The organism is Aerococcaceae bacterium DSM 111021, assembly GCA_020112395.1.
Lineage (GTDB): Bacteria > Bacillota > Bacilli > Lactobacillales > Aerococcaceae > Ruoffia.
Map to the genome: position 1 here is coordinate 823,148 of JACCEK010000001.1, position 26,400 is coordinate 849,547.

The 26,400-nt window shown below is 34.9% G+C and carries 21 protein-coding genes; 5 read left to right on the forward strand and 16 right to left on the reverse strand.

Features of this window, described 5'->3' with window-relative positions; all coding sequences use genetic code 11:
- Positions 1-8: 8 nt before the first annotated feature.
- The 3 genes from HYQ40_03745 to HYQ40_03755 all read right to left on the reverse strand — a co-directional run bounded on the left by HYQ40_03745 (position 9) and on the right by HYQ40_03755 (position 2,777).
- Positions 9-1,199, reverse strand: coding sequence for a class I SAM-dependent rRNA methyltransferase (locus tag HYQ40_03745; protein MBZ6526877.1), 1,191 nt, complete (start codon positions 1,197-1,199; stop codon positions 9-11).
- 25 nt (positions 1,200-1,224) lie between these two features.
- On the reverse strand, positions 1,225-2,397 hold the full coding sequence (locus HYQ40_03750; protein MBZ6526878.1) for a hypothetical protein: 1,173 nt from the start codon (positions 2,395-2,397) through the stop codon (positions 1,225-1,227).
- Between the two features lie 170 nt (positions 2,398-2,567).
- Entirely contained in the window at positions 2,568-2,777 is a 210-nt protein-coding gene (locus HYQ40_03755) for a CsbD family protein (protein MBZ6526879.1), read from the reverse strand.
- A gap of 196 nt (positions 2,778-2,973) precedes the next feature.
- On the opposite strand from HYQ40_03755, the gene HYQ40_03760 reads away from it, so the two are divergent.
- Positions 2,974-3,996: a glycosyltransferase gene (locus HYQ40_03760; GenBank protein MBZ6526880.1), complete on the forward strand. Its 1,023-nt coding sequence runs from the start codon at positions 2,974-2,976 to the stop codon at positions 3,994-3,996.
- Between the two features lie 49 nt (positions 3,997-4,045).
- Here HYQ40_03760 and HYQ40_03765 read toward each other — a convergent pair whose 3' ends face one another.
- The 3 genes from HYQ40_03765 to HYQ40_03775 all read right to left on the reverse strand — a co-directional run bounded on the left by HYQ40_03765 (position 4,046) and on the right by HYQ40_03775 (position 6,375).
- Positions 4,046-4,381: a hypothetical protein gene (locus tag HYQ40_03765; protein MBZ6526881.1), complete on the reverse strand. Its 336-nt coding sequence runs from the start codon at positions 4,379-4,381 to the stop codon at positions 4,046-4,048.
- Positions 4,382-4,399: 18 nt separating this feature from the next.
- On the reverse strand, positions 4,400-5,251 hold the full coding sequence (locus tag HYQ40_03770) for an HAD family phosphatase (protein ID MBZ6526882.1): 852 nt from the start codon (positions 5,249-5,251) through the stop codon (positions 4,400-4,402).
- Positions 5,252-5,364: 113 nt separating this feature from the next.
- Complete coding sequence (locus tag HYQ40_03775; GenBank protein MBZ6526883.1) at positions 5,365-6,375, reverse strand: alpha/beta hydrolase; 1,011 nt, start codon at positions 6,373-6,375, stop codon at positions 5,365-5,367.
- Positions 6,376-6,530: 155 nt separating this feature from the next.
- Here HYQ40_03775 and HYQ40_03780 point away from each other — a divergent pair, with 155 nt between their 5' ends.
- Together HYQ40_03780 and HYQ40_03785 are read left to right on the forward strand one after the other, a co-directional pair.
- Positions 6,531-7,217, forward strand: coding sequence for an AzlC family ABC transporter permease (locus tag HYQ40_03780; GenBank protein ID MBZ6526884.1), 687 nt, complete (start codon positions 6,531-6,533; stop codon positions 7,215-7,217).
- The gene (locus tag HYQ40_03785; protein ID MBZ6526885.1) at positions 7,214-7,540 is read left to right on the forward strand and encodes an AzlD domain-containing protein; all 327 of its coding nucleotides are present in this window, start codon (positions 7,214-7,216) and stop codon (positions 7,538-7,540) included. Before HYQ40_03780 ends, HYQ40_03785 begins: the two co-directional genes overlap by 4 nt.
- A gap of 51 nt (positions 7,541-7,591) precedes the next feature.
- On the opposite strand, the gene HYQ40_03790 is transcribed toward HYQ40_03785, so the two are convergent.
- The 3 genes from HYQ40_03790 to HYQ40_03800 all read right to left on the reverse strand — a co-directional run bounded on the left by HYQ40_03790 (position 7,592) and on the right by HYQ40_03800 (position 14,541).
- On the reverse strand, positions 7,592-9,283 hold the full coding sequence (locus HYQ40_03790) for an arginine--tRNA ligase (protein MBZ6526886.1): 1,692 nt from the start codon (positions 9,281-9,283) through the stop codon (positions 7,592-7,594).
- A 326-nt stretch (positions 9,284-9,609) separates the two neighbouring features.
- Positions 9,610-13,482: an LPXTG cell wall anchor domain-containing protein gene (locus tag HYQ40_03795; GenBank protein ID MBZ6526887.1), complete on the reverse strand. Its 3,873-nt coding sequence runs from the start codon at positions 13,480-13,482 to the stop codon at positions 9,610-9,612.
- A gap of 303 nt (positions 13,483-13,785) precedes the next feature.
- Positions 13,786-14,541: a class A sortase gene (locus tag HYQ40_03800; protein ID MBZ6526888.1), complete on the reverse strand. Its 756-nt coding sequence runs from the start codon at positions 14,539-14,541 to the stop codon at positions 13,786-13,788.
- A gap of 401 nt (positions 14,542-14,942) precedes the next feature.
- Between HYQ40_03800 and HYQ40_03805 the strand changes: the two genes are divergently transcribed.
- Positions 14,943-17,633 (forward strand): cation-translocating P-type ATPase, encoded by a 2,691-nt coding sequence (locus HYQ40_03805; protein ID MBZ6526889.1) that lies wholly within the window; start codon positions 14,943-14,945, stop codon positions 17,631-17,633.
- A 283-nt stretch (positions 17,634-17,916) separates the two neighbouring features.
- Here the strand turns inward: HYQ40_03805 and HYQ40_03810 are convergent, their stop codons facing one another.
- Together HYQ40_03810 and HYQ40_03815 are read right to left on the reverse strand one after the other, a co-directional pair.
- The gene (locus tag HYQ40_03810; GenBank protein ID MBZ6526890.1) at positions 17,917-18,786 is read right to left on the reverse strand and encodes a homoserine kinase; all 870 of its coding nucleotides are present in this window, start codon (positions 18,784-18,786) and stop codon (positions 17,917-17,919) included.
- Positions 18,787-18,804: 18 nt separating this feature from the next.
- Positions 18,805-19,992 carry a homoserine dehydrogenase gene (locus HYQ40_03815; GenBank protein ID MBZ6526891.1) on the reverse strand — a complete coding sequence of 396 codons (1,188 nt, stop codon included), beginning with the start codon at positions 19,990-19,992 and terminating at the stop codon, positions 18,805-18,807.
- A 133-nt stretch (positions 19,993-20,125) separates the two neighbouring features.
- Between HYQ40_03815 and HYQ40_03820 the strand changes: the two genes are divergently transcribed.
- Positions 20,126-21,481 carry an aspartate kinase gene (locus HYQ40_03820; GenBank protein MBZ6526892.1) on the forward strand — a complete coding sequence of 452 codons (1,356 nt, stop codon included), beginning with the start codon at positions 20,126-20,128 and terminating at the stop codon, positions 21,479-21,481.
- Positions 21,482-21,546: 65 nt separating this feature from the next.
- Here the strand turns inward: HYQ40_03820 and HYQ40_03825 are convergent, their stop codons facing one another.
- The 5 genes from HYQ40_03825 to HYQ40_03845 form a co-directional block, all read right to left on the reverse strand.
- Complete coding sequence (locus tag HYQ40_03825; protein MBZ6526893.1) at positions 21,547-22,674, reverse strand: cation transporter; 1,128 nt, start codon at positions 22,672-22,674, stop codon at positions 21,547-21,549.
- Positions 22,675-22,807: 133 nt separating this feature from the next.
- Positions 22,808-24,070, reverse strand: a complete 1,263-nt coding sequence (locus tag HYQ40_03830; GenBank protein ID MBZ6526894.1) for a glutamate-5-semialdehyde dehydrogenase — start codon at positions 24,068-24,070, stop codon at positions 22,808-22,810.
- A 22-nt stretch (positions 24,071-24,092) separates the two neighbouring features.
- Positions 24,093-24,893, reverse strand: coding sequence for a glutamate 5-kinase (proB, locus tag HYQ40_03835; protein ID MBZ6526895.1), 801 nt, complete (start codon positions 24,891-24,893; stop codon positions 24,093-24,095).
- 72 nt (positions 24,894-24,965) lie between these two features.
- Positions 24,966-25,424: a low molecular weight phosphotyrosine protein phosphatase gene (locus HYQ40_03840; protein MBZ6526896.1), complete on the reverse strand. Its 459-nt coding sequence runs from the start codon at positions 25,422-25,424 to the stop codon at positions 24,966-24,968.
- 48 nt (positions 25,425-25,472) lie between these two features.
- Positions 25,473-26,384, reverse strand: a complete 912-nt coding sequence (locus HYQ40_03845; GenBank protein MBZ6526897.1) for a C39 family peptidase — start codon at positions 26,382-26,384, stop codon at positions 25,473-25,475.
- Between the last annotated feature and the right edge of the window lie 16 nt (positions 26,385-26,400).

Genomic DNA, 26,400 nt, shown 5'->3' on the forward strand with positions numbered 1-26,400 from the left:
CTCTTTTACTAATTTTCGCGATAAAACACCAATACTTTGAGGTAGCTACTCTCTTCATCCGAACTTGTTGGAAAGTCTTCTGGTAGTCCGAATTGTTGAATTAAATAATATGTTCCTTCCATTGATTGAGTTACCTCAACCATATCATCACGGAATTGTTCCAGCGCATAACCGCTGTGGTTTGTACTTAAGATCGTCATACCATTAGGATTTGTTAGTTTGAATAATTGTTTTGCTAGTCTAGGATAATCTTCTTCTACTCTAAACATTTTCTTTTTGGTCCTAGCGAAACTTGGTGGATCACTCACAATCAAATCATAAGTAATCTTATTTTTCAGTGCATAGTCTAAGTAATTGAATACATCCATGACACGAACCTCATGAGGCGAATCTTCAACTTCAATATCATTTAATGCGAATTGTTCTTTCGTCAATTCGTTGCTACGATTAGCTACATCAATACTGACTGTTCGATTACTACCACCTACTGCTGCTGCCACTGAAAAAGCACCTGTGTAACTAAATATATTTAGTACAGACATATCTTGAGATTGAGTATTAATAAAAGATCTAACATCTCGTTGATCTAAGAAAATACCAGTCATCCAACTCTCACCTAAGTGAACCGCATAATTAATATTATTCTCTTTAACGATTAATGGATCCGGTGCTACTTCACCACTCACCAATTGAATTGGTTCTAAATCATCAGTTTGGAAGCGAAGTGTCTCATATACTCCCTTAACTTGTGGAAGTAATTGTGCTATTGCCTCAAAGAACCAGTTGCGATATTCATAAATCCCTTTAGAGTACCAGTTAATTTGCACATAGTGATCGTACCAATCAATTGTAACCCCACCAATACCGTCTCCTTCTCCATTAAATACGCGAAATGCAGTCGTTTCTGCGTTATTAAAGAATGCATCACGTTCTTCAATTGCATCTTTCAATGCATAATAGACTAAACTTTCATTCCAATATTCATCTTTAAACGTCGTTACCAACCAACCAACACCTTTATTTTGGCGTCCTACTAACATTTTACCTAAAAATTGATTATCAAAATCATTTAGGATAATAACGTCCCCTTCAATAAAATGTTTTGCTCTATCTTCATTTTGGAAATCTTTAGCCTTAATTAGCTTTCCACCTTGTTTGATTCGCTTTGTTGCAAGTTCTCTTAATTTATATTCTGCCATTTTGGACACCCTTATTCTCTTATTTTTAATTTAATAACTTATTGTCATCGACATACCGATTATTCTCTGCTGTTAATACTGTTTCCATCAAGTAGGCAAATTCCGTCATCGTCATTTTTTTTATTTCGTTAAATTTTGGTACAGTTTCTTTAGTTGGTGCGACTGTTAATTCTAAACGGTAGTTAAATGATTCTAAATCAGCCGTTTCATTGCTAAATATGTTTAACATAAATTGTTCGTACAAACCAGTTAATGTTGCAGAATAACTACCTATTCCTGGATTTATATTGATTGTCGCTTTTGTCAGTTTGTCTGTCACGTGGTTAGTACTGACGTTACTTTCCCATAAATAATCTTCTGGTAATTCATCAGTTTCAGTTCTTTTTAAGCGAATTAAATCATCTGTAATCTGAGACGTCAGTTTAGTTTGGAAAGTAAGTCCGCGAGAATTTTCTGAAACATTGAACCCTTGTGTAGGAATAACGTCGTAATCCATCAATCGTTCATCACTTTCATTGATATCAATATTCAAGTTGTAATCTAAACTAAAGCTTCCAGCATTTTGATAGAAGCTACGAGGTATTTCCAACCTTTCCATATCTATAATTGTACTGTCGTTTAGTTGATAGATATTATCAACAGATATCTCCCCTATCTGAGATAGATTCGGAAAATATAATAAATTGCTAAATAACTCATCATTCAGATTGATTGAACTAAGTTCATCATGATTAATGGGGATATAGTAATCTTTATAATTTTCCAATTGATTTTGAACATTTTGAGAAAAATAACTTTGATCAAAAAAGCCTGTATCCCCTAATAATCCAATCGTATTAATATACGCTAACGAAAACTCACGATACGATAATATATTATACGTAGACACAGATTGTGTATCATCTTGTCCATATGCATAAACATTGAATGCTAAACTCGCATCTCCACTCGCACTGTCACCAATGATTTCTCCTTCGGCGAGCAATTTGTTTGAATCAACATTCATATATCGTAAACTTACTTTGTAATTATCTTCTTGTTCTAATTTGTCTATGACTTGATTAAAATCACGAGTTACTTCATCTCGTATAACTAGCTCCTCTTGTATTTCTTCATCAGATGCTTCAACAAACTGCATAGGAAAATTTATGAGAGTTATGATACTAAGAGGTATTAATATTTTCTTTAATCGACGCATACTTCTTCGCTCCTGACCTTTTATACTCGTTTCATATATTAGCACATTTTTTCGAACTGAGTATGAATTTTGTGTTCTTTTTAAAGAAGGCTTAGACAACGAAAAAAATGCATACATTTTTAGCAATAATCACTAAAAATGTATGCAAATATTACGTATTAAAAAGCTACCTATTTTCTGTCTCTATCGTCACCGTCGAATGCATCTTTCACGCCATCTACTGCACCTTTTACTGAATCTTTTGCATCATTTAATAGTTCTTTCGCTTTACCACTATTTTTTTGTGCTTTTCCTTCAGATTCACGTTTTTTGTCCCCAGTCACTTTACCTGTAACTTCTTTTGCTTTTCCAGCAACTTGATCTCTTTTTTCTTCTGACATAATCAATACCTCCTGATATTTAATTATTTCTTACTTTATATTTTATTGAAATAAAGGGGCATTTGTCAATTCATAACACTTATTTTCACTTCTTAATCTCCGAAATATAGACACTATTCAATTGCACTTGATTGACTGTAACGCTTGCTAAAATGGTTTTCATGAACTAAACTAAAATTAGTTAAAGGGGTGTATTATGAAAGTATTACTGTATAGTGAAAACTTAAAACAAATTGGTAAATCTGGCTTAGGTAAAGCCATTCAACATCAGAAAGAAGCTCTTGCTTTAAATAATATTGAATATACTACCGATATAAATGATACGTTTGATGTACTGCACATTAATACGTATTTTCCTAAATCATATTATGTCGCCTTTAAGCTGAGCCATAGTGGCATCCCGGTTGTTTACCATGCTCATTCAACTGAAGAAGACTTTCGAAATTCTTTTATCTTCTCCAATCAAGTCTCACCTTTATTTAAACAATGGTTAATTCAAGCATATCGACAGGGTGACATTCTTATTGCACCTACACCTTATGCTAAGAAATTACTCGATTCATATGATATCGGCCGAGAAATTGTTAGTGTGTCTAACGGGATTGATTTACGCCGTTTTAAGCATATTGATAATGCGAGAGAGTTATTTTTAGATGAATTCAATTACGATGAACAAGACTTTATAGTTATGGGTATAGGTTTATACTTGGAACGTAAAGGTATTTTAGATTTTGTTGAACTAGCAAAAAGAATGCCACATATTCAGTTTGTCTGGTTTGGATATACTGATTTAAAGTTCGTACCTGACAAGATTAAACATGCGATTCAAACTGATTTACCTAATCTGAAGTTTGCTGGATATGTACCCAACGATTCAATTATTTTAGCATTACAAGGCGCAGATTTATTTCTTTTTCCTACTATGGAAGAAACTGAAGGCATTCCCGCTCTGGAAGCTTGCGCAACTAAAGCTAATTTTATTGTTCGTGATATTCCAGTCTTTGATGATTGGCTTATTGATAAAGAACACGTGTATAAAGGCAAAGATATAGATGATTTCGAACATTTGATTGAACAATTTAGATTGAAGGAACTGCCTCCTTTAGGAGAAAATGCTTATCAAGTTGCACAAGAACGAAATTTGATTGAAATTGGCAAACAGCTAAAAAATGTCTATGAAAAAGCCATAGAGATAAAACAAATGGATGAAAAAAACTGACGTAGATGAACGGCATAATACCGTTCATCTACGTCAGTTTTTTTATTCTTTATGACTTTTTTATCAGATGTGTTTCTAAAAACTTTTCTAATTGTCCTTTATCTCTAGCATTTTGACCTTGTGAGATATTCGTCGGATTTAAGTATAAACGAACTTGCTCTATATTATCTTCATTCAGAGCTGCAATCGCTTCACCCTCATCCTCATCAAACACGCGTTCAACATGATGGTACTTGCTGTCTAACAATTCCTCAACATCTTGTGCAATGGCATCACGTAGGACTTGATACATTTCAGCTTGTGCTTCGGGTATGTAGAATATATCGACTTTTACTAAGCTTTCTTGCTCAGTTCTTTTTCCTTTTTGATTTCTCTTTTTTGCCAATTGTCGCCACTGACCTTTCTATTTTTTCTTATGAATTAAATAATTATCCATAAACTCCATAGATTCAAACGATATCAACTCTTCTAGTATATTAACGACTGAAGAATCTTCATTCGTTCCAATTTGGTACGTTGTTGATAATAATAAATCATGATCAGCATTCCCCATTGCAATACTATAAAGCGATTCTTTCATCATACTTTCGTCATTCATGCTATCGCCAAACGCCATTGTTTCTTCTTTCGTAATATTATACTTCGCTTGTAATTTTCTTACTGCGCTTCCTTTACCACCGTCTACTGAGTACACATCCAACCATCCGTCGCCACTTGTTACTGAATCAATATCTTCATATCTTTCTTTCAAGATACGAACCATTGTTTTGTTACGATCAAGTGAATGAGTAGAATAAATAGCTAATTTAGTAGGTGATTCATCTTCAGGTATGTCTTGAAATCTTTCAATGTAATCTAATGCATTATTATATTGAGATATGTGATCAAAAGCATGCCCTTCACGCTCTCTAAAGTATGCTTGAGGCCCAGTATTTACTACGATGTGGAAGCCTTCAAACTCATCTATAAAATCAGCAATTTTGTATAAAGTGTCTCTCTTTACATTTGTTGAAGCTAATTCTACGTCATTTTTTACAATGAAATTTCCATTATCACAAGCAAAATATAAATCTTTTTGATCTTCTGGTGAGAAATAATCAATTATCTTATGATAACTGTTTCCAGTAGCAATACATACCAAAACACTTTGATCCTTTAATGATTGAAGCACATGATTAAAGCGCTTTACGTCGTAACTCTTGTCTTTTTTAAGCAACGTTTCATCTAAGTCAATTACAATCAATTTTACAGTCATTATAAACTCCTTATATGATGTTTATTTCACATTTATAGTATCATATTTTATGAATATTTTTAAATATATTCACTGAAAGAGTCGATGTAACCCTTTTCATGATGTTTATATAATTAATCTTTCAAAGTTTCATTGATGATATCACTAATTATTCGCCTTGCTTCTTCACCTTCTGGTGTCGGATAGATTGGATAAATATGATTCATTTTTGCTGCAACGTATAAGTCATGTTCTATATTATCTTCCTTCAATCGTCTTGAAAACTGAATAATATCTGGATAGAACACTTCATGTGTACCAACAAATAATGTTATATGACCTAAGTTTTTTCCGCTAATTACCATCGGGCTTACTAACGGATCTTCTATACTCCCATTTTTACCTAACCAATATTCACTCGCTAAATTTAAACCTATCTGACTTATCATTGGATCACTTGGTTCAAATTCAGGTATTTCTGGATTTTTATTTGTAATATCCAACCACGGTGATATAACAATAATTTCATCTGGTTGAGGTAAACCTTCAGTTCGTAAAGCATCTGCAAGTCCTAAAGCCATCCCCCCACCGGATGAATCTCCCATTAAAATAATCGGGCTGTCTTGAATATTCTCTTTAAGCATCTCCTTATACAATGAAAGTACATACGGCACAGAATCTTGATACGTGTATTTCGGTGTTTTTAGATACAGAGGAAATATTACTTGAGCATCGGTCTTTCTCGCAATTGAACGCAAGAAAAAATAATGTGTCGGATAAGGTGGAAATGCGTAGCCACCACCATGTAGATAAAATATGATTGGCTGTTTCTGCTTTTTATTATTCCAAGAAAAAACTTGCATCGGTCCATGATAATGTTCCTTCACTTTATAACCAACCATAATATCTGGTTTAATTAATGGTTTTGTATTCCATTTGATGAAGTCATCAATTCGGTTTTGTTGTTCGAACAAATTTTGTTGTTCTTTCTTCATGTCATATAAAAACAAACCACGTTCAATGATCCAACTTGAGAATGATTGGTTTTTAAGTTTAGGGAATAGTTTAGTTGTGAAAAAAATTCCGCCAGCAATTACTGCTCCCGCATATGCTAAGTGATTTAAAGTCTTTTTCTTTTCTTGCAACTTCACTCCTCCTTTGTTTAATATGATTCATTTCATTGTATCAAACAGTGGGCTCATTAATAAACCATTATGATTATAATGACTTAAATAAATTTGACAAAACATTAGTATTTGATTAGAATATATTTAATATTTTTAATTTAAGGAGAGTTTTAATGAAAGATGCATTCAAGTTCGCTTTTCCTCATACAATACCTATTATGGCGGGCTATATCTTTTTAGGTATACCTTTTGGTATATTGGCAGTTACCCAAGGATTTCAACCCATTTTTGCTATATTAATGAGTTTAATTATTTATTCCGGTGCGATTCAATATGCTGCAGTGGATGTTTTTTTGGCATCATTTAATCCAATTAATGCATTGCTTCTTACTTTAATGGTTGGTGCTCGACACATATTCTATGGAATCGCGATGTTAACTAAGTTCAGTAAATTGGATTCTAAACGTTATTATACAATCTTTGGATTAACGGACGAAACTTTCTCAATACTTGTTTCTCTCGATGTTCCTGATGACATCAACCGTGATTGGGCATATTTCTTTATTACAATTTTGAATCAAACCTATTGGGTGACTGGTACTGTTATTGGAGTGCTATTAGGTAGCCTCATTACGTTTAACTTAGATGGTATTGATTTTGTTCTTACAGCTTTATTTATTACTATTTTCGTTGAACAATGGCTCAGCAGCTCAAGTAAAACACCTGCTTTGGTAGGTGTACTATCTGGATTTATTTCTTTGGTCTTAATTGGCCCTGACAACTTTATGATTCCAGCGATGATATTTATTGTAGGGTATTTCTTACGTCAATATTCAACGAAAGGAGTTCCTAATCAATGACACAAACTCAACTATGGATAACTTTTGCCATTATTGCTGGATTCACTATGTTGACCCGATTCATTACTTTCGTTATTTTTCCACCGAATTCTAATCCACCTAAAGCAATTATTTATTTAGGGTCTGTTCTACCAACAGCAGCAATGGGATTGATTGTTGTATTTGCTTTACGAAATACAAAGATATTAAATTATCCTTATGCGGCACCTGAAATTATCGCGACCCTTTCAATAATCGCTATCCATTATTGGAAACGTAATACAATACTCAGTATTTTAGTTGGTACTGTTATCTATATGTTTCTAGTTCAAAGTGTATTTTAAAAAAGACCTTTCTTAGTCAAAAAACTAAGCAAGGTCTTTTATTTTTTTCTATTACATTTCTTCTGGCGCTTCTACACCTAATAGGCTTAAAGCGTCTTTAATTACTATCGTTACAGCTTTAACTAATGCCATACGAGATTCTAATTGGTCATCTTCGTTTAAAATTCTAACATTCGCATAGTATTTATTAAACTGCTGCGCTAATTGAATCACATATTTAGCAACCACTGATGGTTCAAATCGTTGAATCGCATTCTCAACAATTCTTGAGTAGTCAGCAATTTTCTTAATAATTTCCCAGCTATATGCATCATTTAAATTGACAATTGTTTCTGCTGAGATGTCTTTATTGTATTTACGCATCATACTCATTGAACGTGCGTATGTATATTGTACATATGGTCCAGTTTCACCTTCAAATTGAACAATATCTTTAAGGTTAAAATCAAAGTTATTCATACGATCTGTTTTAAGGTCGTGGAATACAACTGCTCCTACACCTACTTGATGTGCTACTTGTTCTTTATTAGGTAAAGCTGGGTTTTTCGCGTTGATTTGTTCTGAAGCTAAATCAATCGCATCATTTAATACTTGTTCTAATAAAACAATTTTCCCTTTACGCGTTGATAACTTTTTACCATTTAATGTAATTAAACCAAATGGAACATGAGTCATCTCGCTATACCAGTCATAACCTAATTTGTTTAAAACAGCTTTTAATTGTTTAAAGTGAACACTTTGTTCATTACCTACAACGTAAACGTTTTTAGAAAAATTATAAGTATTGTGACGGTAAATTGCAGCTGCTAAATCACGAGTAACATAAAGAGTCGCACCATCTGACTTTTTAATTAATGCTGGTGGTAAGTTCTCTTCTTCAAGATCAACAATTGTTGCTCCTTGGTCGATCTTAGTAATACCTTTTTCTTCTAATTCATCAATAACATTTTGCATTTTATCGTTATAAAATGCTTCACCATTGAATGAATCGAATTCGATATTAAGCATGTCATAAACTTTTTGGAATTCTTTAATTGACTCTTCTTTAAACCAAGACCATAATTCAAACATTTCTTGATCGCCATCTTCAAGTTTCTTGAAGGCAGCTCTCGCTTCATCATCTAATTCTGGGTCTTCTTCAGCTTTTTCGTGAAAATCAACATATAATTTTACTAATTCGTTGATTGGATCGACTTTAACTTTTTCCTCGTCTCCCCATTTTTTGTAAGCTACGATTAATTTACCAAATTGAGTTCCCCAATCACCTAAATGATTAATACGCACCGCATTATATCCTGTTTTCTCAGCTAAATTAGCAATTGCATTACCGATTACTGTTGAACGTAAATGTCCCATTGACATTGGTTTTGCGATATTTGGTGAAGACATATCAATTGTCATCGCTTCGCCATTACCAATATTTTGAGAACCGTAGTCATTTTCTTCAGTAAGAACTTGATTTACTAATGTATTTCCTACATTTTCACGTTTAAGAAACACATTGATATATGGTCCAACTGCTTCAACGCTTTCAAAGTTTTCCATATTAATTTGTTCAGCAATATCACTTGCAATTTGTTGTGGCGCTTTACGGAACACTTTAGCTAAAGCAAAAGCTGGAAACGCTAAGTCTCCATGTTCAGTATTGTTTGGTACTTCAATTAATTTAATGATTTCTTCTTTATTTAAATGCTCACCAACAATCGGTGTTAAAGCATTAACATATATTTGTTTTATATCCATCGTATATATTCCTCCTATAATAAATTTCAAAATAAAACACCTCAAGAAAGACACAATGATATGTCTTTCTAGAGGCGTTAACTTATACGCGGTACCACTCTAGTTCCATGAATCGATGATTATTCATGCTCTCATATTGATAACGAAGTTTCCTCCGAACTAGAGTATCTAGTTTCTTCGATGAAAGTGCGCTTCGATAGTTTTCTCATGCTGGCTCTCAACATCCCAGCTTGCTGTATAGAGAAAAGTTATCTACTCTCTTTCAAGGGTTAACTGTCTCCTAAACCGCAACTATTCTACCAAAATATTTTGAGTTCGTCTAGACTTTACTGATTATTAATTGATTTATTACGTGTAAACAATAAATATGCTCCACTTAATAATACAAGTACTCCAACCATGAGTATACCTCTAGTTGACGCTTCACCCGTATTAGGTAAGTCATCATCGTTTTCTTCAACACTTGATTCCATAGACACACTTACTGATTCTTGTGATATCGATGCTTGCTCAGCATTATATACAATACCAAATGTACCTAATTGTTGTGTTCTAAAAGTAATTCGTTGATTATGAAGCGCAAATGTTAAGTTCGAATTATTACTATCATTCACTCTAACAACACGTAATTGCGAATTAACTGGGCGCGTAGGTATTTTTACCTCTGCAATACGAGTTAATTCAACTGCTTCGTTGTTGTCATCAAGTAAAGTAATTGTATAAATATCAGCATCCGCATTTTCTAATGTCGGTGCGCTATCTAATGTTTCTATACTAACTCTGGCAACATTCGCAGCATCTTGTGGATTAACCCACACTTCGATACCTGTTTCAGGATCAACAAATTGTCTTGTAGCTAGTGACGCTTCTTCATCAATACTTGCTTGCTCAGCTGGTGTCAAACTCTGTGATTCATCTACGTTAACACTTGATGACTGTGATTGACTTGATGCTTCACTGCTAGCCTCTTGTGAGCTTGACTCTTCAGAACTGGTTTCTTCAGAACTTGATGATTCTAAAGCAGTCGCTTTGACATTAAGTGTTATGGTTTCGTTTGCTACGATACCAAACTCACCTTTTAATTGATCTATTTCGAATCCATCAGGAATACTAATAATTTCATATGGATATGAACCAACCTCTAAGTTTTCAACGGTAACTTTCCCATCATTATCAGTAGTTACGGTTTCATGATTAATTCTAAGTTCTACACCTGCGACAGACTGATTATTATTATCAGTAATTTGAATCGTTACAGCACCCGTTTCAGGTAATTTTTCTACTTTAATTTCTGTTTCAAAAGCAGATCCTTCTTCAATATCAATTACCTGCTCTTCAGAACTATTGTAATAACTGCTCGGAACATTCGTTACTGAATAATTATAACGACCTGGTTCAAGGCTTTCAAAATTTATGATCCCTTCTGCATTCGTTGTTCCAATCAAACCACCGAATGATACACTCGCATCTTGTACAACATCACCATTTTGGTCAATGACTTTAATCTGTGCTGTAGATAATTCTACTTCTCTTTCAACACTAATTTCTGCTGTCGTAATCTCAGCTTCATTTACAGTGACTTCTCCACTTGGATTACCTATATAACCTTCTGGTAACTCAGCGATTGAATAAGTGTAATTATTTGGTTCAATGTCCGTAATTGTTGCAGTACCTTCAGCATTCGTTGTGATTGTTGTGTCATTGATTGAAATATCAGCACCCTCTACAGGATGATTATCTTGATCTGTTACATTAAAGATAACCGTTCCAGGCTGAGTATTATGTTGAACTTGTAAAGTTCTCACTTCTGTAGCACCTTCAGCAATATAAACGCTTTGAGAAGCAATATTATGCTCATAATTTTCTGGCAATGTTTCAATCACATATTCATATGTACCTTCGTCTAATTCATTAAAGATTGCTTGACCTTCAGTATCTGTCGTTATAGTTTGGTCTTCATTTAATTGTATATCAGCTCCAGCAACAGCTTGATTATTTTGATCGTTAACAGTAATTGTTAATTGTCCTGGTGCAAGTTGTCTTTCTACTGTAACCACTTCCTCAATATTACCCTCTGCTTCAATTGTTACTGTTCCTGAAGCTTGTCCAATATAATTTTCTGGCAATTCAGATAATGTGTAATTATATGTTTGCCCAGCATTTAAACCTTCTATAATAACTTGTCCATTTGTATTCGTTGGATAAGTATTTTCATTTAAAGTAATTTGAGCTCCCTCGACAGCTTCACCGTTTTGATCAACGATGTTAAAGGTTACATTACCAAATTGATTAACTTCGCTTAAAGAAATTTCTTGAGAGGCTTCTTCATTCTCTGTAATTGTCAGTTGTCCTTCCACTGGGCCTTCATACTGCTCCGGTAAATTTAAAACTCTATAGTTATACGTTCCGGGTCCTATATCAAAAAACTCAGCTATACCACTTGTGTTCGTCGTTGTAGAACCTGTCCCTAATTCAATCTCAATGTTTTCAATGGGTTGACCCGATTCATCTAAGACAATAAACACTGCACTCCCTACTTGATCTGGCTGTGCGATAACTAATGTATCTTCAACTTGTTGCTCAGGATTCACTGTAATCGTACGTATCTCAGCTTCCCCTTCCATTAAGTATCCTTCGGGTAAAGCTGATACATAATAGTTGTATGATTGATTTGCTTCTAATCCTTCAATAATCGCTTGACCGCTCCCATTAGTAACAAATGTTTGCTCGTCAAGCGTTAATTCCGCTCCAATAATAGGTTGTTGATTCTCATCCACTACATTAATTAAAACTGATCCGTATTCAGTAGCATTTGTTAATGTAATTGTTTCTTCTGTTTGTGCCGATTCTACAACATTAACGCTATCAGCTTCTGGTAAGTTATAACCATCTGGAACCGAAATTACCTCATAAGAATAACCACCAACTGAAAGTGCTTCAGTCTCAACTTGTCCAGTTTCTGTTGTTGTATAAATAGTGTCAGCAATCGCAATTTCAACGCCATTGATTGGCTCATTGTCTTCATTGATAACATTAAACACAATTGGGTTAGTTACAATTTCTTGTGATAAATTTATCATCGCTTCTGTTGGTGTTGCCTCATCTACTAGAACTGTTCTTGTCGGTTGTTCGAGGTTAAATCCTTCTGGCACACTATTAATTGTATAAGTTACTTCTCCAACTGGAACCTCAGTGAATACCGCTTGTCCATTTGCTTCTGTATACACTTCTCGTTCATTTAGTGTGATTGAAACATTTGGAACTGGAGTTAAAGTCTCGTCCAAAACGGTTAATGTCACAGTATTGGTCTGTGGTATTTCTGGAATGCTTTCAACCGTAATTGTTGTATTAGTCGTTTCTTGAGCTGTCACAGTTACAGGGTCAAGTGTTAAACCTTCAATTGTATACGCTTCTGGCACAGAAATAACATCCATTAGAACTTCACCTGTCACTACATCATCAATTTGGATTAACCCTTGAGCATCAGTAGTATGTTCTTCTCCATTTATACTGATAACAGCATCACTCACTAATGTGCTATCGCTACCAATCACTTGAATGATTAATGAACCCGTATCTGTTGGTGTCCCTTCATTAGGTAAATCAGAATCATCTGAATTATCTGGAAGTGTTCCTACTGACTGTTGATCGGCAATTGTTACTATTAATTGCGTTTCATATTGATTGCTTGTTTCATTCAACAAATTATCCCCGATTTCGATAGTAAACGGTACATCAAGAACTACCGTACCATCTCCCCATGGGATTAAATCTCCTGAATTACTTAATGTTTTTAAGTTATTACCTTGGCCATTATCTTCTTCAGTTAATGTTGGAACAGTTTGTTCCACTCGTGCTGGTGTCAACTCTAGTCCATCACGTTGGAAATTTCCTCCATCATACAATCTAAATTTGTAATTCCCTGGTGTTAACATAAGTGGCTCACTTGTTGGCTCACTAGAGCGATAACTATAAACAAGTGTTCCTTCATTTGTTTGTGGATCAGTTTGAATGATGTCGTAACTGATTTGATTTTGTGGCGTAGGTTCACTCCCATACATTGCTAAATACACCTGAACATCAACAGTCACAGGCGTTACTGCATTCTCTTGTGCGTTTACTGGTTGTAACCCTGAAAATAAACCAACAAAAGATGATAAAAACATGAATATTGTTGTTATATACTTAATCTTCTTCATTCTACATACCCCCTAATTATATTTGTTATAAACTACATTATAAGTGTACCATAAAGGTGTTTTAGATAGGCTAAAGTACTAAAAACATCATAATTTGAAAGTAATGTTTCTCAGTTAATTCATTAATTATTCATATTTCTATATAGTGTGATTTTTGTATAAAAGCTATCATGTGGATTGCAATGAATTTACCTTGGCATTGAAAATATGCGAAGGTATTTTAACTTCATGCACCGATATCTTGATAAACAAAAAAACCATTCACTTCAATTAAGAAGTAAATGGGTTATATATTGTATAAGATTAACTTGTAATTGTTTGGGCAATATCAAATGCATGCAACATATCGTCCGATGCATCGTCTACGCTTAATGTATCTACTAATACACCTTGCACTACCACACGATCAATAAGACCTGTATCACACGTTATTAGTGTTACTCGTCCTTCTTCTGTTGGATAAGTTACTTCTACAGCAGTTGCTGGGACTGTATCGATGTAATCAACTTCATAAATATAAATATTCTCTAGATCAGTTAAGTAAATTGTTTGTCCTATTTCAGCTCGCATCAATGGTTCAAATAATAAACCATCATTAATTGAGTGATGACTTGCTAATGAGTAATTTGACACTCCCATTTCTTGATCTGGGTAAAGCGTCCCTGCTCCATAGAACATTCCTTCATTAGAAACACCTTTATAGATAGGTAAATTCATTCCTAATTCTGGCATGGCTATTCCACCAATAGTTGGTAAATCACTAGGATTAACACCACTTGCTAAAACTTCTCGGGCACTAAGTGTATTGATATCTCCCCAATCGTAAGTTACATCTACATTTTGGTTCGACTCAATTTGTTCTCGAGTTAAATTACTTACCGTATTTTGCTCACTACCTTGTTCAATTAAATAGTTCTTAATTGGATCCAAAGCTAACAAAACAACTGCTACCAATATTAATACGATACCAAAGAACGTACGTAACCCTCCGCCACGTTTACGTGATTGCTTTCTTCTACTTCTAGCTTCACGTCTTGTTTTGGGTTCTCTTTTACTCATCTATTTACCTCCAAAATTTTATATATACAAATAGAATATTATTTGAAACATATCGAAATTATGATATCACTTCCGTGACTGATAATATAGGAAAATGAGCTAATTTAATAAAAAAGCAAACATTATTACAAAAAACTTCATAATTTCTAACAATTTAGTTTGATAATTAGTTAGTAATCTTTTATAATAATTATATTAATTGTTCATAAGGGAGTAACTAGGGGTTTATCCTCGTCAGTATCAACATCGATAAGTAGTATAACTACTGGTACTGTACTTAAATAGTGAGACTTATGCCATCTGTATCGCGTCTGCTTTTGCATCTGCTTTATAGTTGGTGTAAGTCTCTTTTTTCTAGTAATCTACCCTTATAACAAAAGAAAATAGGAGGAATATTGTTAATGAAAGATTTTATTGCCTATAATGAATCGTCAGATTCAATTGTTTCAAAGCTTGACAGTAACGTGTCACAAGGTTTGAGCTCTTCTGAGGCGCAAGCTCGTATTGAAAAATATGGACCTAACGAAATTCAAGCCGAAGAGAAACGTACGCTACTACAAAAATTCTTAGATCAGTTTAAAGACTTTATGATCATTGTATTATTAGTAGCTGCTGTTGTTGCTGGGTTTGTTGGGATTGCTGAAGGTGAAGGTATTGCTGACTCAATCATCATTTTAATTGTTGTTATTTTAAACGCTATTATGGGAGTATTCCAAGAGCAACAAGCTGAAAATGCTATCGAATCTCTACGTAGCATGGCTTCTCCTGAAGCACATGTACGTCGTGACGGCACTATGAACTCAGTTAAAAGTACTGAATTAGTTCCTGGAGATATCATTACATTAGAAGCTGGGGACGTTGTTCCTGCTGATGTGCGTTTAATCGAAGCGAATTCTTTACAAATTGAAGAAGCATCTTTAACTGGGGAATCAGTCCCTGTAGTTAAAGATATCGCTACAATCGATAAAGAAAATGTTGGTATTGGTGACCGTGAAAACATGGCATTCTCAAGTACTAACGTAACTTATGGTCGTGGTTTAGGTATTGTTACTGGTACTGGTATGAATACTGAAGTTGGACACATTGCTAATATGTTAGCAAATACTGAAGGTCAATTAACACCATTACAACGTGACCAAGAAAAATTAGGTAAAAACTTAACGATTGCAATCTTAGTTATTGCTGTTCTTACTTTCATCGTTGGTATTACAGTTCAAGATTTTGAGATTACTCATATGTTATTAGTTTCTATCTCATTAGCTGTTGCGGCTATTCCAGAAGGTTTACCTGCAATCACTACTATTATTCTTTCTCAAGGTACAACTTCAATGGCCAACCGTAATGCATTAGTTCGTACATTACCTGCTGTTGAAACTTTAGGTAGTACTGAAGTTATTGCATCTGATAAAACTGGTACATTAACAGTTAACAAGATGACAATTGAAAAAGTTTATTATGATGGTCAAGTTCATGAAGCATCTGAAAAAATCGACTTTAGTAATCCTTTATTACGTTCAATTACTTTCGCTAACGATACTGAAATTGATGGTAAAGGTGAATTGATCGGTGACCCTACTGAAGCAGCGATGATTAAATATGCTATCGAGCAAGGTTTTGATGTTAAAGAAGCTGTAAAAGTTGAACCTCGTGTAAACGAAGTGCCATTTGATTCTGGTCGTAAATTAATGTCTACAATCCACAAAATGGAAGACGGACGTTTCTTCGTAGCTGTAAAAGGTGCTCCAGACCAATTAATCCAACGTGCAACTAAGATTGATATCAATGGTCAAGTTCGCGATATTACTCAAGATGATATTGATAAGACTCTTAAAGAAAACGAATTAATGGCTCGTGAAGCATTACGTGTATTAAGTGGAGCTTACAAAATTATCGATACTGTTCCTGAAACTATGAGTACTGAAACAGTTGAGCAAGATTTAATCTTTGCTGGACTTGTTGGTATGATTGACCCTGAGCGTTCTGAAGCTGGAGCAGCTATCCGTCGTGCTCGTGAAGCTGGTATCCGTACAGTTATGATTACTGGTGACCACGCTATTACAGCACAGGCAATCGCTGAACGTTTATCAATCTTAGATCCTAACGAACCTAATAACGAAGAACATGTTCGTACTGGTGCTGAGTTAGATAATATGACAGATGAAGAATTAACTAAAGATGTTGCTAATTTCGCTGTATATGCACGTGTTTCTCCGGAACATAAAGTGCGTATTATCAAAGCGTGGCAAGCAAACGACCGCACTATCTCAATGACAGGTGACGGGGTTAACGATGCGCCATCACTTAAACAAGCTAATATTGGTGTTGGTATGGGTATCACTGGTACAGAGGTTGCTAAAGGAGCTTCTGACATGGTACTTGCTGATGACAACTTTGAAACAATCGTTGTTGCTGTTGAAGAAGGACGTAAAGTATTTACTAACATCCAGAAAGCTGTTCAATTCTTATTATCAGCTAACTTGGGTGAGGTATTAACTTTATTCATTGCTACTTTATTCGGTTGGACAATCTTAGAACCAGTTCATATCTTATGGATTAACTTAGTAACTGACGTGTTCCCAGCTATTGCTTTAGGTATGGAAAAAGCTGAACCGGGCGCTATGAAACAAGCTCCTCGTACATCGAAAGATAGTTTCTTATCATTCGGAGTGCTTCCAAGTATTGCATACCAAGGTGTATTCGAAGGTTTACTTACTTTAGGTGTATTCTATGTTGGTGAGTTTGTGCTTCAAGTAGAACATCAAACTGCTGAAACTATGGCATTCATTACACTTGGATTCATTCAATTGTTCCACTCGTATAACGTTAAATCAATCTTTGGTTCGTTATTCAGTAGCAATCCGTTTGATAACAAGTACTTAAACGGTGCCTTCATTCTATCTGGTGCATTATTGTTAGGTGTAATCTTAACTCCAGGAATCAACACTTACTTCTCAGTAACTGTACCTGGTCCAGTTGAATGGGCAATCTCAATCAGTGTGGCATTCAGTATTGTTATTATCGTTGAAATCGTTAAAGCAATCTTCCGTGCTACTGGTTTAGCAGATAAATATCAAAAGAAAATCGCTGAGTAATTAGCAGTATTCTAAACAAAGTCGTTGAGCATTCGCTCAACGGCTTTTTTGTTTTTTACTGAATTAACGAATTCCTTTAACTACAAATACGACTTCGCAGTGTAAAAATTTGAGTTAGTCGCTTGGTAAAGTAAATTTAACTCAGATATCATAGCAGAACGCCTTAAGCTCATTACACTAAGATTACCAAACCATTCTCCCTGAAATAAGCAACCCTTCCATTTATTTGAATGAAAAAAACCTTAAGAAGATTGATTCTTAAGGTTTTATTACTCTCAACTATTTAATTATAATGTACTTCCACTCTTTCGTGCTTACAAGACGATACTTGCTCGAGTTCCTGAAGAATTGCATCCACTTGATCATTTGGACATAAAGTTAATACAGTCGGACCTGCCCCACTTATCACCGTCGCATATGCTCCATTATCTAGTGCAATTTGTTTAATCTCAGAAAACTCTGCAATTAATGGTTGGCGATAAGGTTCATGAAACTTATCCTTCATCATTAACTCGCCCATTGTTTTAAAATCTTTCTTAACCATTGACAGTAACATCACATTATTCAAAGCATTTTGTTCAATCGCAATGCCCTTTTCATATGATTCTGGTATAGCTTCCCGAGCTACTTTAGTTGAAATTTCATATGGCGGGATGGATATGATGAGTCCAATATCATCCATATCTATTTGATGATACGCTAAGTACTCATCTTTATAGTAGCCGACAAATGCCCCTCCCGTAATACAAGGGCCAACATTATCAGGATGACCTTCTATCTTTGAAGCCAGTAAAATTTTATCATACATTGATAAATTTAACTGACAGTAATGATTCGCTAATTCGATACCAGCCACGATAGCACTTGATGAGCTTCCTAATCCATGGGTTAAAGGAATTTCACTCGCCATCTCTACATGTAAAGTAGGCATCTTCTTATAATACGTTTTAGCAATGTCAATGGCTGTACTTGCGACAAAATTTGATTCATCATTAGGCAACCGACTTAATTCTTCATCTTGAAAGTCGAATTCCCATTTTTCACTTTTGCGTGCATTGATATACAAATACTTCTTGACTGCTATACCCATTGTATCGAAGCCCAGTCCAAGATTTGCACTTGTAGCTGGTATTTTTAATGATACATTATTCACACTATCCACTTCCAATTCTTAATCTTTTATAACTGCATAGACTGCCTCAATATTATGACTATTTTTTAATTGTTCTAATGCATTTGCTCCAATTGCTTCAGTCATAATTACTAAATCTTGATCATTCGTTACTACTTCATATTTAGCATCTAAGTTAATATCAGCTTCTACATTTTCAAAACGAATATAATACGATGCTGCTTCTCCAGATTGGTTAATTGTCGCTTCTTCTTCAACGATTAAGTTCCCAACAAAGCCAAATTTAGCGATATTCATCACATCTGAAACTACTGCTGAAGCCGTTTCTAAACTTCCTGCTCCAGGTCCGTAGAACATTGTCTCTCCAAATGCATTTCCGTTCACGTAAACTGCATTTGCTGCATCATTCACAGTTGCTAATTGGTGACGGTTAGGTAATAAAACAGGCTCAACACTAATTTCTAGTTTATCACCGTTGTATTCACTCTTACCTAATAATTTCATTGTTAGACCCGCTTCTTTAGCGTAATCAATGTCTTTAACGCTCACTTGGCTAATGCCGCTAACTGGAATATCCTCAACATTCATATCTAATTTATATGCGATACGAGATAATAAAGCAATTTTGCGTCTTGCATCTAACCCTTCAACATCATTCGTCGGATCTTTTTCTGCATACCCTTTTGCTTGCGCTTCATCTAATGCTTCTTGATAAGACCAGCCATCTTGTGTCATTTTTGTCAAAATATAGTTAGTCGTACCGTTTAATATTCCCATCACGCGATGAATCTTATTAGCTTGTAATCCATATGTTAAAGCATTAATGATTGGTATTCCACCTGCACAACTTGCTTCATATCCTAATTGAGATTTGTTGTCGTCTCCAATTTTTGCTAATTCTTTAATATGAACGGCTAACATATCTTTATTAGCACTTACAACATGAATTCCATTTGATAAGAATTTTTGGTGTAAGCTAAAGGTAAAGTCAATTCCACCCATCACTTCCACAACTAATTCTACATCGCTATTCAAGATATCATCGATATTCTCTGTGACAGTCACATTAGTAAAGTCAGCTTCATGTTGATTGTGAATAGCTTTAGCAAAAACATGTGAAACTTCGATAGGCTCATTGGTAAACTGTTGAATTTCTACTTGATTCTCTTGAATTACCTTGATTACACCACTTCCAACTGTTCCCATACCTAATATTGCAATTTTCATATTAAAATTCTCCTTAAATTATATTAGAGATACATTAAAAATTCCCTCACACTTATTTTACAATATGTGGTAGGAATTTTCCATTATATAATGTATTATTATAAATAGATTAAAAATGAAGGAGTAATATTATATGAAAGTTGCAAAATTTGGCGGAAGCTCATTGAGCTCATCAGTACAAATTAAAAAAGTATCCAATATTATAATGAATGATTCTGATATACATTATGTTGTTGTTAGTGCCCCAGGAAAACGTGATGACAAAGATATTAAAGTGACTGATTTATTAATCGCTTTACATACAAACCACACGGTTGGACTAGATACAACTAATATTGAAAAACAAATTATTGAACGCTATCAACATATCGCTGAAGAACTTAATGTAGATGTTTCTATCATTAAACATTTTAGTGATCGATTACACAACTTACTTGAAACGATTGACCGCTCGGATAGATTACTAGATGCACTTAAATCATGTGGTGAAGATTTCAATGCTCAATTAATTAGCCAACACTTTAATAATATTGGTTTAAATGCTGAGTACAAATCTCCAGAAGCAATGGGAATTTATGTGACAGATGAGCCTGGTAACGCTCAACTCCTGAAGGAATCTTACGATAAGATTGCAGAACACAAAGAGAGTGATAAAGTTTTAGTTATCCCAGGATTTTTTGGCGTATCTAAACGCGGTGACATTGTTACCTTCTCACGCGGTGGTTCGGATATTACGGGTGCGATTATTGCTCGTGGTGTGGAAGCTGAAATATACGAGAATTATACTGATCAATCTCATATCTTTTCTGCCCATCCTGGCATTGTAGACAACCCACATGCTATTAATGAAATAACATATCGTGAGATGCGAGAGCTTGCATATTCAGGGTTCGGTATCTTCCATGATGAGGCCCTAACTCCTCTATATGAAGTCCGTATTCCTATTCAAATTAAGAATACGAATGCACCTGAAATCGTTGGAACAAAAATTGTCGTTGAACGTGGAGAAATAAAACAGTATCCAGTTATTGGCGTTAGTGGGGATGAAGGGTTCATTTCTGTCACAATCAAACGTTACTTACTTAACCGAGAAATTGGTTATACACGTCGTCTCTTACAGATATTCGAAGATCATGATTTAAACGTAGAGCATATTCCAACGGGAATTGATGATATATCAGTTGTTATGCGCGCAAATCAATTTGAAAACAATAATAAATTGGAAGAGTTACTAGAAGATATCGAACAACAATTCGAACCAGAGTGGATTCACGTAGAACGAGACTTAGCTATTATTGCTATTGTTGGTGAAGGGATGCGTGATACGATTGGTATTGCCAACAAAGCAACTGCTGCCTTTGCTGAAAGTAATATTAGTTTACGTATGATTAATCAAGGTGCTTCTGAGATTAGTATGTTCTTTGCTATCCCAAGTGAGGACCTTAAAAAAGGTCTAAATAATCTATACTTAAATTACTTCGAAAAATAACTTCCAAATATAAAAGCGAATCAGATTACCTAAGTTGGGTAATCTGATTCGCTTTTAGTGTAAATTTATTTTATTGATAAAATATTATAGGGGTCATATACAATTTCTATATTAGAATGTGCAATGTTATGAGCTGATAAAATATGTCGAATATTATTCTTTATCTGCTCATGAACGGTTATTGAATCAGATGATGTACAAACAGTCATAGACATCATATGTGCCTCACCATCTAATGACCATAGGTGAAAGTGAGATAAACCGTTAATATTGTCCACACTCTGAACTTCTTCTCTTAAAGACTCCCCATCAATTCCATCTGGGACAGCCTGCAAAAATAGTCTGACTACTTTCATAAATTCTGGGATTGTTTTGTAAAGAATAAATAAAGCTATTCCTATTGATAATAATGGGTCTAAGAAGTACCAATCTGTAAAGTGCAAAATAATACTTACAATAAGGACACCAACCCAACCGAGTACATCCTCAAGAAGATGTAGAGATAGAATTGACTCATTATGTGATGAACCTTTGCTGATTATCCAAGCTGACACACCATTCGCTGCGATGGCGAATATTGCTAAAATCAACATCCCTTGATAATTCACAGGTTCTGGATCTAGGAATTTTTCGCCCGAATGAATAATCATAAATACTGACCCAACCATTAGGACAACACTCGTAATTAACGCTCCTAGTAGTGAGTAGCGCTTATAACCATAAGAAAAAGTTGAGTCTGACCCTTTTAATGATATTTTTTGGAACATCCAGGCCAATCCAATCGATAATGCATCTCCAAAATCATGCACTGCATCAGCTAGTATAGATGCACTGTTGAAGAGCAGTCCAAAAACAGCTTCTATAAGACTAAACATTAAATTAATTCCAAACACAATCATCATGTGTTTAGCAGCCTTACTACCACTCGTAAAGTCTACATCATGACTATGATTGTGGCTATGTCCCGGTGAATGGTGATGTTCGTGTTCTTCATGATGCTCTAATGATTTTAGCCCTACTTTTTCAAAACTTAATAATCGCTGTAAATTCTCATAACAAGAGATATTATCGACTTCGATTTCTTGTTTGTTTTTATTAACTTGAATGTTTTCATTATCTGGTAATTGATTTATCTGATTAAACAAAGATTCAGCATGGTCTTGATTACGAATCCCGACTAATTTATATTTCATAAGAAACCACCCTTTACATATGAATTGTTTTTCATATGTAAAGTATAGTCTGTTTTTAGAATTAATTCAAGTAAAACAAAAGAGTAATCACATTAACTTAGCGTTAATATATGATTACTCTTTAAGTAAGTAACTATTCTCTAATTTGCCCTGTTCCTTCGACGGTATATTTGTAACTCGTTAACTCTTCAAGTCCCATTGGTCCTCGTGCATGTAGTTTCTGAGTACTAATTCCCATCTCGCCTCCAAAGCCAAACATCTCTCCATCAGTAAAACGTGTTGATGCATTCACGTAAACCACTGCTGAATCGACATCGTTTAAGAATGATTTTGCGATTGTGTAATCTTCAGTAATCACAGCATCAGAATGTCCTGTCGAATAAGTTTCAATATGTTGTATTGCATCGTCATAATTTGCTACAACTTTAACAGCAATGATGCTATCTAAAAATTCTGTTGAATAATCTTCTTCAGTGGCTTCTTCAATCGTTGGGACAATCGTCTTAGCCTTTTCGTCTCCACGGATTTCAACTTGGTACTCTTTTAATGATTCAATTAACTTTGGTAAATCTGTCTTAGCGATGGCTTCATCGATAACTAACGATTCAAGCGCATTACAAACAGAGTTTCTTTGTGTTTTACCATTAATTAAAATTGCTAGGGCCTTATCAATATCAGCTGCTTCATGAATATAAAGGTGACAGTTCCCTACTCCTGTTTCGATAACTGGAACCGTTGCTTGCCTCATGACAGCATTAATTAATCCTGCACCTCCACGCGGAATTAAGCAATCCACATATTGATTTAAGCGCATGAATTGAGCCGCTAACTCGCGTGATGGATTCATAATAAGTTGAACAGACTCCGTAGAAAGCGCTGTTCCTTCAAGGGCCTTTTGAAGAATTTGAACAATTGCTTGATTACTTTCTAAGGCTTCTTTCCCACCTCGTAAGATTATAGCATTCCCAGCTTTAAGACATAAGCCTGTCGCATCTACTGTTACATTTGGGCGTGACTCATAGATGATTCCAATGACTCCTAACGGTACACGCTGACGTGATATTTTAAGACCATCTTTATTAACCCACTGTTTCTCTGTAATAAGCGTTGGATCTGGTAATGCAGCCATTTGGCGTAAACCGTTAGCCATTGATTCCACTCGCTGTTCTGTAAGTGTTAATCGTTCTAGTAACGCATCCGTCAAACCATTCTCTTTACCTCGTTCAAGATCTTTTTGATTCGCTTCAATTATTAATGCTTGATTCTTAACTACTGCATCCGCCATCTTTAGGAGTGCTTCGTTTTTCTCAACTTCTGTCGCTCGGCGTAAAGTTTTTGCTGCTCCTTTAGCCTTTTTCCCAAGTTCTATTAAATAATCATCCCATTGCTCAGTCATTTTTATGTCTCCTTATACTCTTCTATTGCTTAAACAACGTCCCTATTGAATCTCCTTCAAGTATTCTAAAGATAGACACAGGGTCTTCTCCACTTGTAATAATCATTGCCTGATTCTTTTCGAGAATTAATTGTGCTGCTTTCAGCTTTGTTGACATGCCACCTGTTGAAAAGGCTGATCCTTTACCACTTGCCATCAGCTCAATCTCTTCATTTATTTCGCTTACTTGTTCAATTAATTTAGCATCCGGATTATCTTTAGGGTTAGAGTCATACAAACCATTAACATCACTCATTATAATCAATAGGTCTGCTTCACTTAACCCAGCTACGATCGCTGATAATGTATCATTATCTCCAAACTTCGTTTGATGATTTAACTCATCATCAGCAATCGCATCATTCTCATTGATAATAGGTACAACCTTCTGATTCAATAATGTATTCATTGTTCGCTTAACATTGTAATATGACGTTTCAAACGTCACGACATCTCGCGTTAATAAAATTTGTGCAGTTGTCTGATTGTAATATTGAAAGAATCGGCTGTAATGCCCCATTAAGATACTCTGCCCAATTGCTGCTAAAGCTTGTTGTTCTTCAATCGTTTGTGGATATTCAGTTAAATTCAAGTGACTTGCCCCTACCCCTACTGCTCCGGATGTGACAATAATAACTTCTTTTCCTTCTTGAATTAACGTTGAACATACAAAGGCTAATCGGTCTAACTTCTTGTAATCAATTTGGTTTTCTTCAAGCATAATTGAATTGGTTCCTATCTTAATAACAACTCGCTTGTAATCTTTCATAAATTCACGACTCATAACATACCTCTATTCTAATCGTTCTCATCTAATTATAACAAATATAGCAAGATATTAATATACCCTAATTTTTCATGCTATCTCTTGTTTGATTTCTTCTAATAATGCTTTACACCCCGCATGTACTTGAGTATAGGTAGTATCAAAATCCCCCGTAAAGTAAGGATCTGCAATGTCTGCGTCGTTTCCAGTAAATGACAACAACTTTTTCACTTGGCCAATTGAACGACCGTCGACAAACTTTTCGATATTTTCGATGTTACTTTCATCCATTCCAATAATATATGTTGCCTCTAGATCATTATCTTCTAGTGGACGAGAATACATGCCCTCAACATGAATACTTTCTCGGGCTAGTCGTTTCTTTGTACCTGGGTGAGTTGAATTACCTTCTTCCCAATCACTAGTTGCTGCGGAGTCTACTGTAACTTTATCTGTTAATCCTTCTTCTTCAATCATATTACGAAAAACGGCTTCAGCCATAGGTGAGCGACAAATATTTCCTAAACAAACAAATAGTACATGTATCATTATTAACTCTCCTTATTCTTTGCCTTAATCATTGTTATTATCTCTTTATTAATAGGGAGCGATCGCCCAATAATTGAGCGCATCAGCAATCACTGTCTGAGCATGTATTCCTTGAATACTGAATAACTTATCTGGCGCATCATTAGGATCATTCAAATAAACTAAGCCGTCTTGATAACCACGCATTAACATGACGTGACCACCTTCTGTAAACGTCCCGGGCCCAACGGATACTACAACAAGGTAACCTTCTTCAAGTAAATTAACTGCTGAGTAGAAGTCATTACCAACATCGATGACATCATAGCCAAATTCTTGTCCAAAAGCTGAATAAATTGACCACGATGTTCCTTGATGAGACATGTAATAGTCGTCTCCTGCCCATCGAGTAATATCTTCTGGGCGTACTTCTTCATGTGTATAATAGCTATCTACCATCGCCAATACTACAATGGCACAGCCATTTTCCCAAATCGTTTGGGACGCATCTGTACCATAACTTTTATCAGCCCATCTAGGGTCATTTTGATTAATGTAAGGAACATTATGTTGATTAACATGTTGAATATCAATATAATTTGCTGGTTCTTCAGGTATAAAGACATGTCCTAATTGCTGTGGATTTACTTGCGTTTCTTCAATTTCTTCAACTATTTGAGCTTGATTCTCAATTAAATAATGTTCATTCGCTTGAGCAATCTCATAATATGGTTGGTAACTCATATCTGTTGTGAAATGAATATATAATAGAACCATGGTTCCGATCAAAATAATCAACCCAAAAAGTATTAAAACTATTTTTCCGGTGATTGATGCTGATTGTTGTTTTTTGGTTTTTCTTGCCATAGTTCCCTCCATAGATTTAGTAGTTTCTAATATAACAAAGATTCGATTCGTCTGCATCAGCATTGCGACTGATATTTTAGAAAAAGCCGCAAGAATTGCTTTCACAATCCTCACAGCTTTATGCCTACTA